This window comes from Streptomyces sp. NPDC048001 (assembly GCF_043203115.1).
GTDB lineage: Bacteria > Actinomycetota > Actinomycetes > Streptomycetales > Streptomycetaceae > Streptomyces > Streptomyces sanyensis.
Window position 1 is genome coordinate 233,295 of record NZ_JBIDBN010000012.1, and the last position, 12,618, is coordinate 245,912.

At 77.4% G+C, this 12,618-nt stretch carries 12 protein-coding genes; 5 read left to right on the plus strand and 7 right to left on the minus strand.

Going from position 1 to position 12,618, the window contains the following annotated elements; genetic code table 11:
• Positions 1–203 precede the first annotated feature (203 nt).
• From ACGF15_RS23125 to ACGF15_RS23135, 3 genes are all read right to left on the minus strand, one after another.
• The gene (locus tag ACGF15_RS23125) at positions 204–1,115 is read right to left on the minus strand and encodes an N-acetylmuramoyl-L-alanine amidase (RefSeq protein WP_392801542.1); all 912 of its coding nucleotides are present in this window, start codon (positions 1,113–1,115) and stop codon (positions 204–206) included.
• Between the two features lie 116 nt (positions 1,116–1,231).
• A complete protein-coding gene (locus tag ACGF15_RS23130) occupies positions 1,232–2,200 on the minus strand; it encodes a DUF2510 domain-containing protein (protein ID WP_392801545.1) in 969 nt (322 codons plus the stop codon).
• Between the two features lie 77 nt (positions 2,201–2,277).
• A complete protein-coding gene (locus ACGF15_RS23135; protein ID WP_345610104.1) occupies positions 2,278–2,931 on the minus strand; it encodes a class I SAM-dependent methyltransferase in 654 nt (217 codons plus the stop codon).
• A 227-nt stretch (positions 2,932–3,158) separates the two neighbouring features.
• On the opposite strand from ACGF15_RS23135, the gene ACGF15_RS23140 reads away from it, so the two are divergent.
• Positions 3,159–4,604, plus strand: coding sequence for an MFS transporter (locus tag ACGF15_RS23140; protein WP_392801548.1), 1,446 nt, complete (start codon positions 3,159–3,161; stop codon positions 4,602–4,604).
• Between the two features lie 121 nt (positions 4,605–4,725).
• On the opposite strand, the gene ACGF15_RS23145 is transcribed toward ACGF15_RS23140, so the two are convergent.
• Positions 4,726–4,917, minus strand: a complete 192-nt coding sequence (locus tag ACGF15_RS23145) for a hypothetical protein (RefSeq protein ID WP_345610100.1) — start codon at positions 4,915–4,917, stop codon at positions 4,726–4,728.
• Positions 4,918–5,034: 117 nt separating this feature from the next.
• The gene (locus ACGF15_RS23150; protein WP_392801551.1) at positions 5,035–6,333 is read right to left on the minus strand and encodes a hypothetical protein; all 1,299 of its coding nucleotides are present in this window, start codon (positions 6,331–6,333) and stop codon (positions 5,035–5,037) included.
• 224 nt (positions 6,334–6,557) lie between these two features.
• Between ACGF15_RS23150 and ACGF15_RS23155 the strand changes: the two genes are divergently transcribed.
• From ACGF15_RS23155 to ACGF15_RS23165, 3 genes are read left to right on the plus strand one after another with little or no spacing between them, the layout of a single operon-like run.
• On the plus strand, positions 6,558–7,397 hold the full coding sequence (locus ACGF15_RS23155) for a Nif3-like dinuclear metal center hexameric protein (RefSeq protein WP_345610096.1): 840 nt from the start codon (positions 6,558–6,560) through the stop codon (positions 7,395–7,397).
• On the plus strand, positions 7,394–8,137 hold the full coding sequence (locus ACGF15_RS23160; RefSeq protein WP_345611404.1) for a C4-type zinc ribbon domain-containing protein: 744 nt from the start codon (positions 7,394–7,396) through the stop codon (positions 8,135–8,137). The genes ACGF15_RS23155 and ACGF15_RS23160 overlap by 4 nt, the downstream gene beginning before the upstream one ends.
• Positions 8,137–9,399 carry a bifunctional RNase H/acid phosphatase gene (locus ACGF15_RS23165; protein ID WP_392801555.1) on the plus strand — a complete coding sequence of 421 codons (1,263 nt, stop codon included), beginning with the start codon at positions 8,137–8,139 and terminating at the stop codon, positions 9,397–9,399. Before ACGF15_RS23160 ends, ACGF15_RS23165 begins: the two co-directional genes overlap by 1 nt.
• Positions 9,400–9,484: 85 nt before the next feature.
• Here the strand turns inward: ACGF15_RS23165 and eda are convergent, their stop codons facing one another.
• Both eda and yaaA read right to left on the minus strand, forming a co-directional pair.
• Complete coding sequence (eda, locus tag ACGF15_RS23170; RefSeq protein WP_392801558.1) at positions 9,485–10,129, minus strand: bifunctional 4-hydroxy-2-oxoglutarate aldolase/2-dehydro-3-deoxy-phosphogluconate aldolase; 645 nt, start codon at positions 10,127–10,129, stop codon at positions 9,485–9,487.
• 72 nt (positions 10,130–10,201) lie between these two features.
• Positions 10,202–10,999: a peroxide stress protein YaaA gene (yaaA, locus tag ACGF15_RS23175; protein ID WP_392801561.1), complete on the minus strand. Its 798-nt coding sequence runs from the start codon at positions 10,997–10,999 to the stop codon at positions 10,202–10,204.
• A 111-nt stretch (positions 11,000–11,110) separates the two neighbouring features.
• On the opposite strand from yaaA, the gene ACGF15_RS23180 reads away from it, so the two are divergent.
• Positions 11,111–12,556, plus strand: coding sequence for an RNB domain-containing ribonuclease (locus ACGF15_RS23180; RefSeq protein ID WP_392801564.1), 1,446 nt, complete (start codon positions 11,111–11,113; stop codon positions 12,554–12,556).
• The last annotated feature ends 62 nt before the right edge of the window (positions 12,557–12,618 follow it).

The following is a 12,618-nucleotide window of genomic DNA, read 5'->3' on the forward strand; positions in this document are numbered from 1 at the left end:
CCTCCGCCCTGGCGGTGGCGCGGAAGCGGAGCGAGGGGGGATGGCCCCATCGTAGAGGGGAATCTATCGTCCACCGGTTCCGGCCGTCCCGCGGGTATCCGGATTGACGAGCCGTCCGCGCATCCCCACAGGCGGTTCACAGGCGGCCCACAGGCCGCCCACGGGCTGCGGTCGCGGACGGTCGGCGACCGCGGCGCCGGTGCTCAGCGCGCGAGGTAGGCGCCGATTCCGTCCGCCATCCCCTCGGCCGCGCGCTGCCGCCAACTCCCCTCGGACAGAAGGGCCGCGTCCTCGCCGTTGCGCATGTTGCCGCACTCGACGAAGACCTTCGGCACGGTCGAGAGGTTCAGGCCGCCGAGGTCCGACCGCACGTCGATCCCCGTCCCGCCCCCGAGGTAGTCGGCCGGCCCGGTGGCCGTGGCCCGGGCGAACGCGTCGACGAGGTGCTCGCCCAGCTCGCGGGAGGGGCCGACGATCGCGGACGTGTCCGCGCCCCCGCCCTCGACCCGCGCGGGGAGGATCACATGGAAGCCCCGGTGCCCGGCGGCGGAGCCGTCTGCGTGCACCGAGACCACGGCGTCGGCGCGCGCTTCGTTGCCGAACCGTGCGCGCTCGTCGATGCAGGGCCCGAACGGGCGGTCGCCGTCGTGCGTCAGGAGGACCCTCGCGCCCCGGGACTCCAGCAGGCTGCGCAGCCGACGGGCCACGTCCAGGGTGAAGTCGGCCTCGCGGTAGCCCGCCTGTGTGGCGGTGCCCGTGGTGTCGCACTCCTTGGTGTGCGTCCCGACGTCGACCTGGCGGGCGATCTCGGAGGTGTGCCGGAAGTTGCCGGGGTTGTGCCCGGGGTCCACGACCACGGTGCGCCCGGCCAGCGGGCGGTCCTCGCCGGATGCCGAGGGGGACGGAGGGGAGGCCGGCGCGGATCCGGGAGGGGAGGCCGGGGCGGTGTCGCCCGGCTTGCCCCCTCCCGGCGGGGTGCCGCCCGAGGGGTCCGCCCCGCCGGGACCGCCGCACCCGGCGGCGAGCAGGGCGGGCAGCAGGAGGGCGGCGGCGAGCACGCCCCGCCGTGCGCGGCGGGTGCGGTCGGGGGTGCGCTGGTTCTGGTCGTACGGCACGCCGCGATGCTAACGGGAGCGGTTGCCTCCGCCGCGCCACCCCGCCGGGGCGCGCCGACCCGCCGGCCGGCCGGGCGCGCCCGGGGCCGCTCCGGCCCGCCCGCTCCGGGGTGCTGTCAGCCGCCCAGGGCGCGGATGCCGCGCGGCAGTTCGTCCAGCAGCGTCACGGGCGGACCCTCCGGCCCGGCGTCGACGGCGAAGCGGACGACCACCAGGGAGTCGGGGCCCGTCTCGGAGGGGAAGGCCACGGACTGGACGAAGCCGCCCGGCCCGGCGCCGGTCACCACGCGCCAGCGCACCAGGTACCCGTCCCGCCCGGCCACCGTCACGGCCTCGGCCGCGACCTCCTCGTGCGAGGTGATCCCGCCGTAGGGCTCCAGGCCGAGCGGGTGGGTGCCGTACAGGGCGTCGGCGGCGTCGGCGATGTCCCGGCGCGCCATCGCCTCGGGGCCGGACGCGCCGTCGGCCGGCAGGGGCCGGGAGGACATCCGGCCGCGGCGGCAGAAGATCGGGTCCCCGGGGCAGTTGAAGGGCCCCTCGGTCCAGACCGTGGTCGCCCCGTCCAGCGAGGTGTGGGCCTCCTCCCAGCCGTGCGGGACGGGCAGGCTGATGCCGCTGAGCTGGTCCGCCAGCTCCGCCGGGCCCTCCTCGCCGCCCTTCTCGCCGCCCTCCGGGGCGCCCTTCGGGCCCTCCGCGGCCGTCCCCGCGCCGGAGGGTCCGGCGGGCGGCTTCGCCACGTGCGCCGGTCCGCCGCCGTCACCTCCGCGGAGCAGCAGCGCCCCGGCGGCACAGGCGGCGAGGACGACGACGGCGACCGCGGCGAGCAGGGCGGGCCGCCGGCGCGGCCCGCCCGGAGCGGAGCCCCCGGGAGCCGCCGCCCCCGGGCCGTGCGCGGCCCCGGGAGGGCCCAGGGGCGCGGCGGGCGGTATCGGGGGCGGGCCATGGCGGGGTACCGGCGGTGAGGGCGGGGCAGGCGCGGCCGCGGCCGGGCGGGTGTGGCCGGTCCAGGCGGCGCCGTCCCACCAGCGCTCCTGTCCCGGGGCCGAGGCGTCCGGGTACCAGCCCGCGGGAGTGATCATGCTCATCCGGCCATCCTAGGCACCGCTTCCCGGCCGCCCCGCCCGTGTGCCCGCAACGGCGCCCCCCGGGACCCGGCGGACCGTCAGATGCCTTCTCCCGTACGGCGCAGGACCCGCAGCGAGCCCGTGGCGGAGACCTCGCGGAACGCTCCGGAGGCCAGCGCCCGCAGATAGATCCGGTACGGGGCCTGGCCGGTGAACTCGTCCACCGGGTCGGGGAACACGTCGTGGATCACCAGCAGCCCGCCCTCGGCGACTCGGGGACCCCAGCCCTCGTAGTCGCCGGCGGCGTGCTCGTCCGTGTGCCCCCCGTCGACGAAGACCAGGCCCACCCGGCCGCCCCACACCCGTGCCACCTGCGGCGAACGCCCGACCACGGCCACCACGTGCTCCTCCAGGCCCGCCCGGTGCAGGGTCCGGCGGAACGCGGGGAGGGTGTCCATCAACCCGGTCTCCGGGTCGACCGTCTCCGGGTCGTGGTACTCCCAGCCCGGCTGCTGCTCCTCGCTGCCCCGGTGGTGGTCGACCGTCACCGCCACGGTGCCGGTGCGGCGGGCGGCATCCGCCAGCAGGACCGTCGAACGCCCGCAGTAGGTGCCCACCTCCAGCAGCGGGAGCCCCAGCGCACCCGCCTCCACGGCGGCCGCGTAGAGGGCCAGGCCCTCGTCCACGGGCATGAATCCCTTGGCGCCCTCGAAGGCGGCCAGGACGTCGGGCTCGGGTGCGGCGGCGGGCATGGGCGGTCCTCGGTGCGGGTCGGCGGCGGTGCCCCACGGCGATGCGGCGCCCGCCGGGCGCCGCACCGTGCGGTCACCGCATCGTACGGGGCCGCCGCCGCGGGAACGCGGGCAGCATGCGGCAGAACCCGGCGCCTTCCCCCCTGCCCGGCGCTGGTCCTAGGACCAGCGGCGGGGGGCCGGATCCTGCGGCGCGCGGATGTACGGGCCACGCAGCGGCTGCGAACATGACCCCCATGGTCCGAGCCCCCTCGCATACGAAGACGCCCGCAGCCCCGCCCGCCACCGCGGCCCCCCGTACCTGGGCGGTGGTCCTGGCCGCCTGTGCGGGGCAGTTCCTCGTCGTTCTCGACGTGTCCGTGGTCAACGTCGCCCTGCCGTCGATGCGCACGGACCTCTCGATGAGCGCGGCGGGACTGCAGTGGGTGCTCAACGCGTACTCGATCGCCTTCGCGGGCTTCATGCTGCTCGGCGGGCGGGCCGCCGACGTCTTCGGGCGCAAGCGCATGTTCCTCCTGGGACTGGGCCTGTTCACCGCCGCCTCCCTGGCGGGCGGAGTGGCGCAGGAGGGCTGGCAGCTGCTGCTCGCACGCGCCGTTCAGGGACTGGGCGCCGCGGTGCTCGCCCCCGCCACCCTCACCCTGATCACCGCCGCCGTCCCGGCCGGTCCCGCGCGCAGCCGGGCCATCGCCACCTGGTCGGCGGTCGGCGCGGCCGGGGGTGCGGCGGGCGGACTCGTCGGCGGTGTGCTCACCGACCTGCTGTCCTGGCGCTGGGTGCTCCTGGTCAACGTGCCCGTGGGAGTGGTGGTGCTGGCCGCCGCGGCGGTGTGGCTGAAGGAGAGCCGCGTGGAGGGGGCCCGCCGGCTCGATCTGCCCGGGGCCGTCCTGGCCACGGGCGGCCTCGCGGCCGTCGCCTACGGCATCGTGCAGACGGAGCAGTCCGGTTGGGCCGACCCCGGCACCCTCCTGCCCTTCCTCGGGGGCCTTGCGCTGCTCGCGGTCTTCGTACTGGTGGAGTCCCGCACCAGGGCCCCGCTGATGCCGCTGAAGCTGTTCCGCTCGCGGGCCGTGTCCGCGGCGAACACCGCCATCCTCGTCATCGGGTCCTCGACCTTCGCGATGTGGTTCTTCATGACGGTCTACGCCCAGAACGTGCTGGGCTACACCCCGACCGAGGCGGGACTGGCCCTGATCCCCAGTTCGCTGAGCGTGGTCGTCGGCTCCAAGTCCGCCCCGCGGCTGATGGCCCGGCTCGGAGCCGGAAACGTCGCCGTGCTCGGCGCCCTCATCGCCGCCACCGGTTTCGGCTGGCAGTCCACGATGGGCACCGGCGGCTCCTACCTGACCTCCATCGCCCTGCCGGGCGTGCTGATGATGGCCGGTGCCGGGCTCGCCATGACGCCGCTCGCCACCCTCGCCACCTCCGGGGCGGCCCCCGAGGACGCGGGGCTGGTGTCCGGGCTGGTCAACACCTCCCGCACCATGGGCGGTGCGCTCGGCCTCGCGGTCCTGTCCACGGTGGCGGCCTCCCGTATCGGCGCCGACGCCTCCCCGGAGTCGCTGACCGCCGGGTACGCGCTGGCGTTCCGGACCGGGACGGGCGTCCTGCTGGCCGCCGCGGTCCTGATGCTGCTGTGGCTGCCCCGGGGGCGCGGCGCCCGCCACCACTGAGCCGGGGGCGGGGCGGCGACCGGGCCCCGGCCCGGCCCGCCCACCGGCGGGGGCGGGCCCGCCCCGCACACGGCGAAGGGGCGGAAGGCGCAGTGCCTTCCGCCCCTTCCGCACGGGCCGTTCACGCCGCCGACGGCCTCCGGTGGCGGCCGTGCGCCTGGGCACCGGCCGCCACCTCCTCCGCCGCGGCCCCGCCCCGGTGCCTGCCGGCCCCGGAGGCTGCGGCCTCCGGTCCGGTCGCCGCCTCGGCCGCGCCGCCGACCGCGTCCGCCGCCTGCTGCTCGGGCGAAAGGTCGGTTCGGGTCTCGGACATGGTGGAACTCACCCCGTTGTGTTCGCTGACGGCCTGTCACGGGCTCCCGGCCGCACGCCGCGGCGCCCGTCACCGTCGGTGCACGGACGGTGCGGATGAGCAGCCCGGCGGCAAAGTCTAACCGTGCATCACCCGCCCCGTGAGCGGTGCCTGCTGGAGCGGGACCGGCCTGCACGCCCCCGCGGCACCCGCCTCCGCGCGCCCCGGTCCGCCTGCCCCGCCCGCGCCGGAGGCCCCCGGGGAGGCACCCGCGGCGCAGGGCGTCGGCGCCGTACCGGCGGAAGCGCCGGAGGCCGCTCCGGCCGCCGCGGCGGGCCCCGCCGTGGCCGGCGCCCCGCCCCGGCCCCCGCCGAGCCCGAAGGTTTCTTCGCGGCTCGCATGCGCCACCCCGCACGGCACCTGGCCGGTGGTGTAGGGAAGGTGCAGACGCCCGTCCCGCCCCCAGCTGCCCGTCCCTGCCAACCAGCCTTCCGGCGGCGCGAGTTGGTGCAGGCGCCGGGCCGCCGGGCTCCAGGCGCCCACCCAGCTCCCGGACGCGCCGTCGATCCGCACGGCCAGGGCGCAGTCCTCCGGGGCCAGCGCCTGGCCGGGCTGGAGGGCGAACGGGGTCACCACCGCGTCCGGCAGCCGCAGGCTCTCGGGGAAGCGGACGGGCTCCAGGCTGCCCAGCACACCCCAGCCGAGGCGGTCCCGCCCCGGTGCGGGGGCGTCGGACCGGACCACGATCAGCCCGCTGTCCGGGTCCGCCAGCAGCAGCCGGTCGTCGCTCGACTCCGCGATCTGCAGGAGCGGGGCCACCTCCCCGCCCCGCGCCAGGTCCACGGAGACCGCCTTGACCGGGCCGCCCTCCGGGAGCCGGCGGTCCAGGGCCAGCATCCGGCCCGCCCGGTCGAGCCAGGCGCCTCCCGAGCAGCGCCCCGGCACCACGGCGACCCGCTGCGGGCCGGGGGCTCCGCCCGCGACCAGCCACACGCCCGTCGCATGCGCGCCGGGGGTCAGCGCATAGGCGCGCACGCCGTCCGGGCAGGGCGGCAGCAGCACGACCGGGCCCGTCACCGCGCCCAGGTGCACCTGGCCGGTCGCCGGCCCGGTCGGGTAGAGCAGGGAGAACAGGGAGCGCCCCGCCGCGCGCCGGACGACCAGCACCCGGCCGTCGGCGAGCGGCTGGACCGCCGTGTGCGCCTCCTCCGGCTGGTCGAGCGGCAGGGGGACCGCGTACGGCTCCGGCCCCCCGAGCGTCCAGCGCTCGACGTAGTGCGCCTCGCCGGTCCCGGCGAGACGGGCGGCGTACGAGCCGTCCGCGGTCAGGGTGAGCGCGCCGGGGGCCGCGCCGTCCGGTCCCGCCGTCGCGGGGCCCCTCCTCGGCTCCTCCGTCGCTTCGCCTTCCGCGGCGGCCTCGGTGGCACAGGCAGTCATCGAAACGTCACCTCCGGCCACCGAAGCTAGGCAGCGCCCTTCCCGCCGGACAACGGGAGACCGGTCACTTCACACATAAGGGTGGCCGTGAATCGATTCGCCTGAGCGGGAGGAGAGGCGTGTGCTGCCGGAACCGCGCAGCGCGCGGGGCCGGAGCCCGGTCCGGCCGGCCCGCTTCCGGGCGCGGTCCCGGCGCGGCCGACCGGGCAGGTAGCCTGTGCTGCGTGCCCCGTCTGTCAGAAGTCATCACCGCCCTCGACGCCCTCTGGCCCCCCGAGCGGGCCGAGCAGTGGGACGCGGTCGGCACGGTCTGCGGTGACCCGGAGGCGCCGGTCTCGCGCGTCCTGTTCGCGGTCGACCCCGTGCAGGAGGTGGCCGACGAGGCCGTCCGGCTGGGCGCCGACCTGCTGGTCACCCATCACCCCCTCTATCTGAGGGGGACGACCACGGTCGCCGCGGGCCACTTCAAGGGCCGCGTGGTGCACACCCTCATCAAGAACGACATCGGCCTGCACGTCGCCCACACCAACGCCGACACCGCCGACCCCGGTGTGTCCGACGCCCTCGCGGGCGCCCTGGGCCTGCGCGTCCTGCGCCCCCTGGTGCCGGACCCGGGCGACCCCGCCGGGCGGCGGGGGCTCGGCCGCGTCTGCGAGCTCGACCGCCCCGAGACGCTCGCCGCCTTCGCCGCGCGCGCCGCGCAGCGGCTGCCCGCCACCGCGCAGGGCGTCCGCGTCGCGGGCGACCCGGACGCGCAGGTGCGCACCGTCGCCGTCAGCGGCGGCTCCGGCGACAGCCTGTTCGACCGGGTGCGCGCCGCGGGGGTGGACGCCTTCCTCACGGCCGACCTGCGCCACCACCCGGCCTCCGAGGCCGTCCAGCAGTCCCCGCTGGGCCTGGTCGACGCCGCCCACTGGGCCACCGAGTGGCCCTGGTGCGAGCTGGCCGCCGCCCAGCTCGACGAGATCTCCGACCGGCACGGCTGGGACCTGCGGGTCCATGTCTCGAACACGGTCACCGACCCCTGGTCCGCCCACCACGATTCCACTGGAGCCCCCAACTGAACGCCGCGCCCGCCGACCAGATCCGACTCCTCGACGTACAGGCCCTGGACGTACGGCTCGCCCAGCTCGCCCACAAGCGGGCCTCCCTGCCCGAGCACGCCGAGCTGGAGTCGCTGAACAAGGACCTCGCGCAGCTGCGCGACCTGCTCGTCGCCGCGCAGACCGAGGAGAGCGACACCGCCCGCGAGCAGACCAAGGCCGAGCAGGACGTCGACCAGGTCCGCCAGCGCGCCGCGCGCGACCAGCAGCGCCTGGACTCCGGCGCGGTCAGCTCGCCGAAGGACCTGGAGAACCTCCAGCGCGAGATCGTCTCCCTCGCCCGGCGCCAGGGAGACCTGGAGGACATCGTCCTGGAGGTCATGGAGCGCCGCGAGGCCGCGCAGGAGCGCGCCGGCGAGCTCACCGGCCGGGTCGGCTCCGTGCAGGCCAAGGTCGACGACGCGACCGCGCGCCGCGACGCCGCGCAGCGCGAGCTGGACGACGAGGCCGCCTCCGCCACCAAGGAGCGCGAGGTCGTCGCCGCCTCCGTGCCCGCCGACCTGATGAAGCTCTACGAGAAGCTGCGCGTCCAGCAGGGCGGGGTCGGCGCCGCCCGGCTGTTCCAGCGGCGCTGCGAGGGCTGCCGCCTGGAGCTGAACATCACCGAACTCAACGAGGTCCGCGCCGCCGCCCCGGACGCGGTGCTGCGCTGCGAGAACTGCCGGCGCATCCTGGTGCGCACCTCCGAGTCGGGCCTGTAGTGCGCGAGTTGGTCGTCGAGGCCGACGGCGGGTCGCGGGGCAACCCGGGGCCCGCCGGCTACGGGGCGGTCGTCCTCGACCCGGCCACCGGCGAAACCCTGGCCGAGACGGCCGAGTTCATCGGCGTGGCGACCAACAACGTCGCCGAGTACAAGGGCCTGGTCGCCGGGCTGCGGGCCGCGCGGGAGCTGGACCCGGACGCCGTGGTGCGGGTGCGGATGGACTCCAAGCTCGTCGTCGAGCAGATGTCCGGCCGCTGGAAGATCAAGCACCCCGGGATGAGGCCGCTGGCCGCCGAGGCGGCCTCCGTCCTCCCGCCCTCCCAGGTCACCTACGAGTGGATCCCGCGCGAGCGCAACAAGCACGCCGACCGGCTCGCCAACGAGGCGATGGACGCGGGCCGCAGGGGCCGCCAGTGGGAGCCCTCCCGTTCCACGGCCGACCTCGCCGGGGACACCGGCGCCGCCCGGGTGGTGGGCGACGCGGCCGCCGGAGCGGCCAGGGCCCGTGCGGCGCTGGCCTCCGCCGCCGCGGCCTCCTCCGGCACCGCGGCCGCCGCCCCCGCATCCGCCGCCGTCCCGGCCTCCGCCGCCCCCGCGGCCGCGTCCGGCACGGGCTGGGGAGCTTCCGCCGACCTCGGCGCGCCCACGACCTTCGTGCTGCTGCGCCACGGCGAGACGGCCCTCACGCCCCAGAAGCGCTTCTCGGGCAGCGGGGGCGGAGACCCCGAGCTGTCCGAGGCGGGCCGCCGCCAGGCCGAGGCGGCCGCCGCCGCGCTGGCCGCCCGCGGCACCGTCCAGGCCGTCGTCAGCTCGCCGCTGCGGCGGTGCCGCGAGACGGCCGGGACCGTCGCAGCGCGCCTGGGACTGCCCGTCGAGGTGGACGAGGGCCTGCGCGAGACGGACTTCGGCGCCTGGGAGGGCCTCACCTTCGCCGAGGTCCGCGAACGCCACCCGCAGGACCTCGACGCCTGGCTGGCCTCCGCCAAGGCCGCACCGACCGGCGGCGGCGAGTCCTTCGCCGCGGTCGCCCGCAGGGTCGCCGCGGCCCGCGACCGGCTGCTCGCCGCCCACCAGGGGCGCACCGTGCTGCTGGTCACCCACGTCACGCCGATCAAGACCCTGGCCCGGCTGGCGCTCGGGGCCCCGCCCGAGTCCCTGTTCCGCATGGAGCTGTCGGCGGCCTCGCTGTCCGCGCTCGCCTACTACGCGGACGGCAACGCCTCGCTGAGGCTGCTGAACGACACCTCGCACCTGCGCTGACCCGCCGTCGGCCCCGGCCCTGCCGTGCCCCGGAGGGCGTCAGGCGCACGCCGCCGACCGCTTCCGGGAGCCCGGCCGCACCCGGTCACGGGCGCCCCGGCCCGCCCAGGGCCGCGGCCCGGCGGGCCAGCGCCTCCACCCGGGCCCAGTCCCCGGCGGCGACCGCGTCCGGGGGCAGCAGCCAGGAGCCGCCCACACAGGGGACGTTGGGCAGGGCCAGATAGCGGGGGGCGGTGGCGGCGGTGACGCCGCCCGTCGCGCAGAACCGCGCCCCGGGCAGCGGCCCGGCGAGGGACGCCAGATAGGGCGCGCCTCCCGCCGCCTCCGCGGGGAAGAACTTCATCTCCCGCACGCCCTGTTCGAGCAGGGCCAGGACCTCCGAGGCCGTCGATGCGCCCGGCAGGAACGGCAGCCCCGAGGCGCGCATGGCCTCCAGCAGCCCCGGTGTGGAGCCGGGACTCACCAGGAACGACGCACCCGCGCCGGCGGCCGTGGCCACGGCCTCCGCACCGACCACCGTCCCCGCGCCCACCACCGCCTCGGGCACCTCCGCGGCGATGGCGCGGATGGCATCCGGCGCGGCCGGGGTGCGCAGGGTCACCTCCACCGCGCGCAGCCCCCCGGCGACCAGTGCCCGGGCCGCGGGCACCGCGTCCGCCGCGTCGTCCAGGACGACGACCGGCAGCACCTGCGCGAGGTCCAGCACGGACACGGGCAGCGAGCGGCTCATGGGCGTCATCCTGCCCCTCGCCGTGCGGCGGGTGCAACGAGGGTTGCACTGTGTGCAACGGACGGCTTCCCGTCAGTGGATCTCGGTCACCACCACGTCCAGCGCCCACGTCCGGCCCGCCCGGGGCGGCTCCGCCTCGACCACGTACCCCAGCCCCCGCAGGGCCTCGACCAGTTCCCCGGGCGAACGCGGCACCGCGCCCGAGGCCAGCAGGCCGCGCACGATCCTCCCCTTGGTCGCCTTGTTGAAGTGGCTGACCACCGAACGCTTCTCCACCCCGTCCACGAGGCGGGAGTGCAGCACCCGCACCGTCGCCGTGCGACCGGCCACCTCCCCCTTCGGCCGCCAGGCCGACGCGTAGGCGGCGGAGCGCAGGTCCAGCACGAGCCCGTCGCCCGCCGCCTCGGGGAGCACCTCGGCCATCGGGCCCCGCCAGAAGGCCCCCAGCCCGCCCAGGCCCGGCAGCTTCACCCCCATCGAGCAGCGGTACGGCGGAATCCGGTCGCCGATCCGCACGGCTCCCCACAGCCCGGAGAACACCAGCAGCGCCCGGTGCGCCCGGCGCCGCGCCTCCGCGTCCAGCGAGGCCAGGTCCAGCGCGTCGTACAGCACCCCGGTGTACAGCTCGCCCGCCGGACGGGTGCCCGCGGTCCGCAGGGCGGCGTTCTTCGCGACCTCGCCCCGCAGCCCGTCACTCAGGCCGAGCACCTCCTGCGCCTTCGCCTCGTCCCCGGCGCACAGGGCGGCCAGTTCCTCCAGCACGGTCGCCCGGGCGTCCCCGAGACCGGGCAGCGACAGCGACTCCGGCTTCAGCGGGGCGCCCCGTCCCGCAGGGGCCTTGCCCTCCGACGGCGGCAGCAGCACGAGCACGGCGGTTCTCCTTCACGGCTTGCGAGGCAGGGGGTGCGGCCCCCGCGCCAGCCTACAAAGCGCCCCGGCCGCCGAGGTGCCGCGGCTCCCGGCCCGCCCTACGCTCGGTGCATGCCCCGCCGCCCCCTGCACCTGACCGGCGCGGCCGAGGCCGCGCTCAGGACCGCGCTGCGCGAGGTGCGCGCCGCTCTCGACGTCCCCGGCGACTTCCCCCGGGAAGCACTCGCCGAGGCGGAGCAGGCGGCCCGCACACCGCGACCGCCCGGCCACGACGCCACCGACCTCCCCTTCTGGACCGTCGACCCGCCCGGGTCCGCCGACCTCGACCAGGCCGTCCACCTGGCCCGCCGCCCCGGGGGCGGCTTCCGTGTGCACCACGCCATCGCCGACGTCGCCGTCTTCGTCGCACCCGGCGGCCGCCTGGACACCGAGGCGCACCGGCGCGTCCAGAGCCTCTACTTCCCCGACGGCACGGTCCCCCTGTACCCCCGGGTGCTCTCCGAGGGTGCCGCCAGCCTGCTGCCCGGCCGCCCCGCGCCCGCCCTGCTGTGGCGGATCGACCTGGACGCCGACGGCCGGGCCGTCACCACCGACGTGCGCCGCGCCCTGGTCCGCAGCCGGGACCGGCTGGACTACGCCGGCGTGCAGCGCCTCCTCGACACGGGCACCGCCGTGGAGCCCGTGGCGCTGCTGGCGGAGATCGGCCGCCTGCGCCAGGACCTGGAGGCGGAGCGCGGCGGCATCTCCCTGGACGTCCCGGAGCAGGAGGTCCACGAGCACGACGGCGCCTTCCTGCTCTCCTACCGCTCCCCGCTGCCCGTGGAGCGCTGGAACGCCCAGCTCTCCCTGCTGACCGGGATGGCGGCCGCCGCTCTGATGACCGCCTCGGGCACCGGCATCCTGCGCACCCTGCCCACCGCCCCCGACGGCGCGGTCACCCGGCTGCGCCGCACCGCAGGGGCCCTCGGCGTCGACTGGCCCCACCATGTCTCCTACGCGGCGCTGGTGCGCTCCCTCGACCCGGGGGAGCCCCGCCACGCGGCCTTCCTCCAGGAGTGCACCAGGCTGCTGCGGGGGGCCGGGTACAGCGCCTTCACCGGCGGCCGCCTGCCCTCGCCCTCCGTCCACGCGGCCGTCGCCGCCGCGTACACCCACTGCACGGCCCCGCTGCGCCGCCTCGTGGACCGCTACGCGGGGGAGCTGTGCCTCGCCGCCGCCGCCGGACGGGAGCCGCCGGACTGGGCGAGTGCCGCACTGGCCGGGCTGCCGGAGGAGATGGCCCGCGGCGCACGGCGCGCGGCCGCCGTCGAGCGGGCCTGCGTCGACCTGGTGGAGGCGGCGGCCCTGCGCGGCCGGGTGGGCGAACTCTTCGACGGCGTGGTGGTCGACGTCCGCGACAGCGAGCCGGACGTCGGCACCGTCCAGCTGGAGCATCCGGCGGTGGTCGCCCGGATCGAGGGCGACGGCGCCCTGCCGCTGGGGGAGCGCCTGCGGGTGCGGCTCACCCGCGCCGACCCGGCGGAGCCGGCCGTGGTGTTCGCCCCGGCGGCGCGTTAGCCGCGGGGGCACGGGTCCGGCGGAACGGCGCCCCGGGGCGAAAGCCGCGACCGCGGCACCCG

Bases quoted from the DNA above. Each gene is read 5' to 3' on its own strand.
- ACGF15_RS23145 (WP_345610100.1), bottom strand. From the start codon at position 4,917: ATGTCCGAGACCCGAACCGACCTTTCGCCCGAGCAGCAGGCGGCGGAC.
- ACGF15_RS23135 (WP_345610104.1), bottom strand. From the start codon at position 2,931: ATGCCCGCCGCCGCACCCGAGCCCGACGTCCTGGCCGCCTTCGAGGGC.
- ACGF15_RS23130 (WP_392801545.1), bottom strand. From the start codon at position 2,200: ATGAGCATGATCACTCCCGCGGGCTGGTACCCGGACGCCTCGGCCCCG.
- eda (WP_392801558.1), bottom strand. From the start codon at position 10,129: ATGAGCCGCTCGCTGCCCGTGTCCGTGCTGGACCTCGCGCAGGTGCTG.
- ACGF15_RS23140 (WP_392801548.1), top strand. From the start codon at position 3,159: ATGACCCCCATGGTCCGAGCCCCCTCGCATACGAAGACGCCCGCAGCC.
- ACGF15_RS23180 (WP_392801564.1), top strand. From the start codon at position 11,111: ATGCCCCGCCGCCCCCTGCACCTGACCGGCGCGGCCGAGGCCGCGCTC.
- ACGF15_RS23150 (WP_392801551.1), bottom strand. From the start codon at position 6,333: ATGACTGCCTGTGCCACCGAGGCCGCCGCGGAAGGCGAAGCGACGGAG.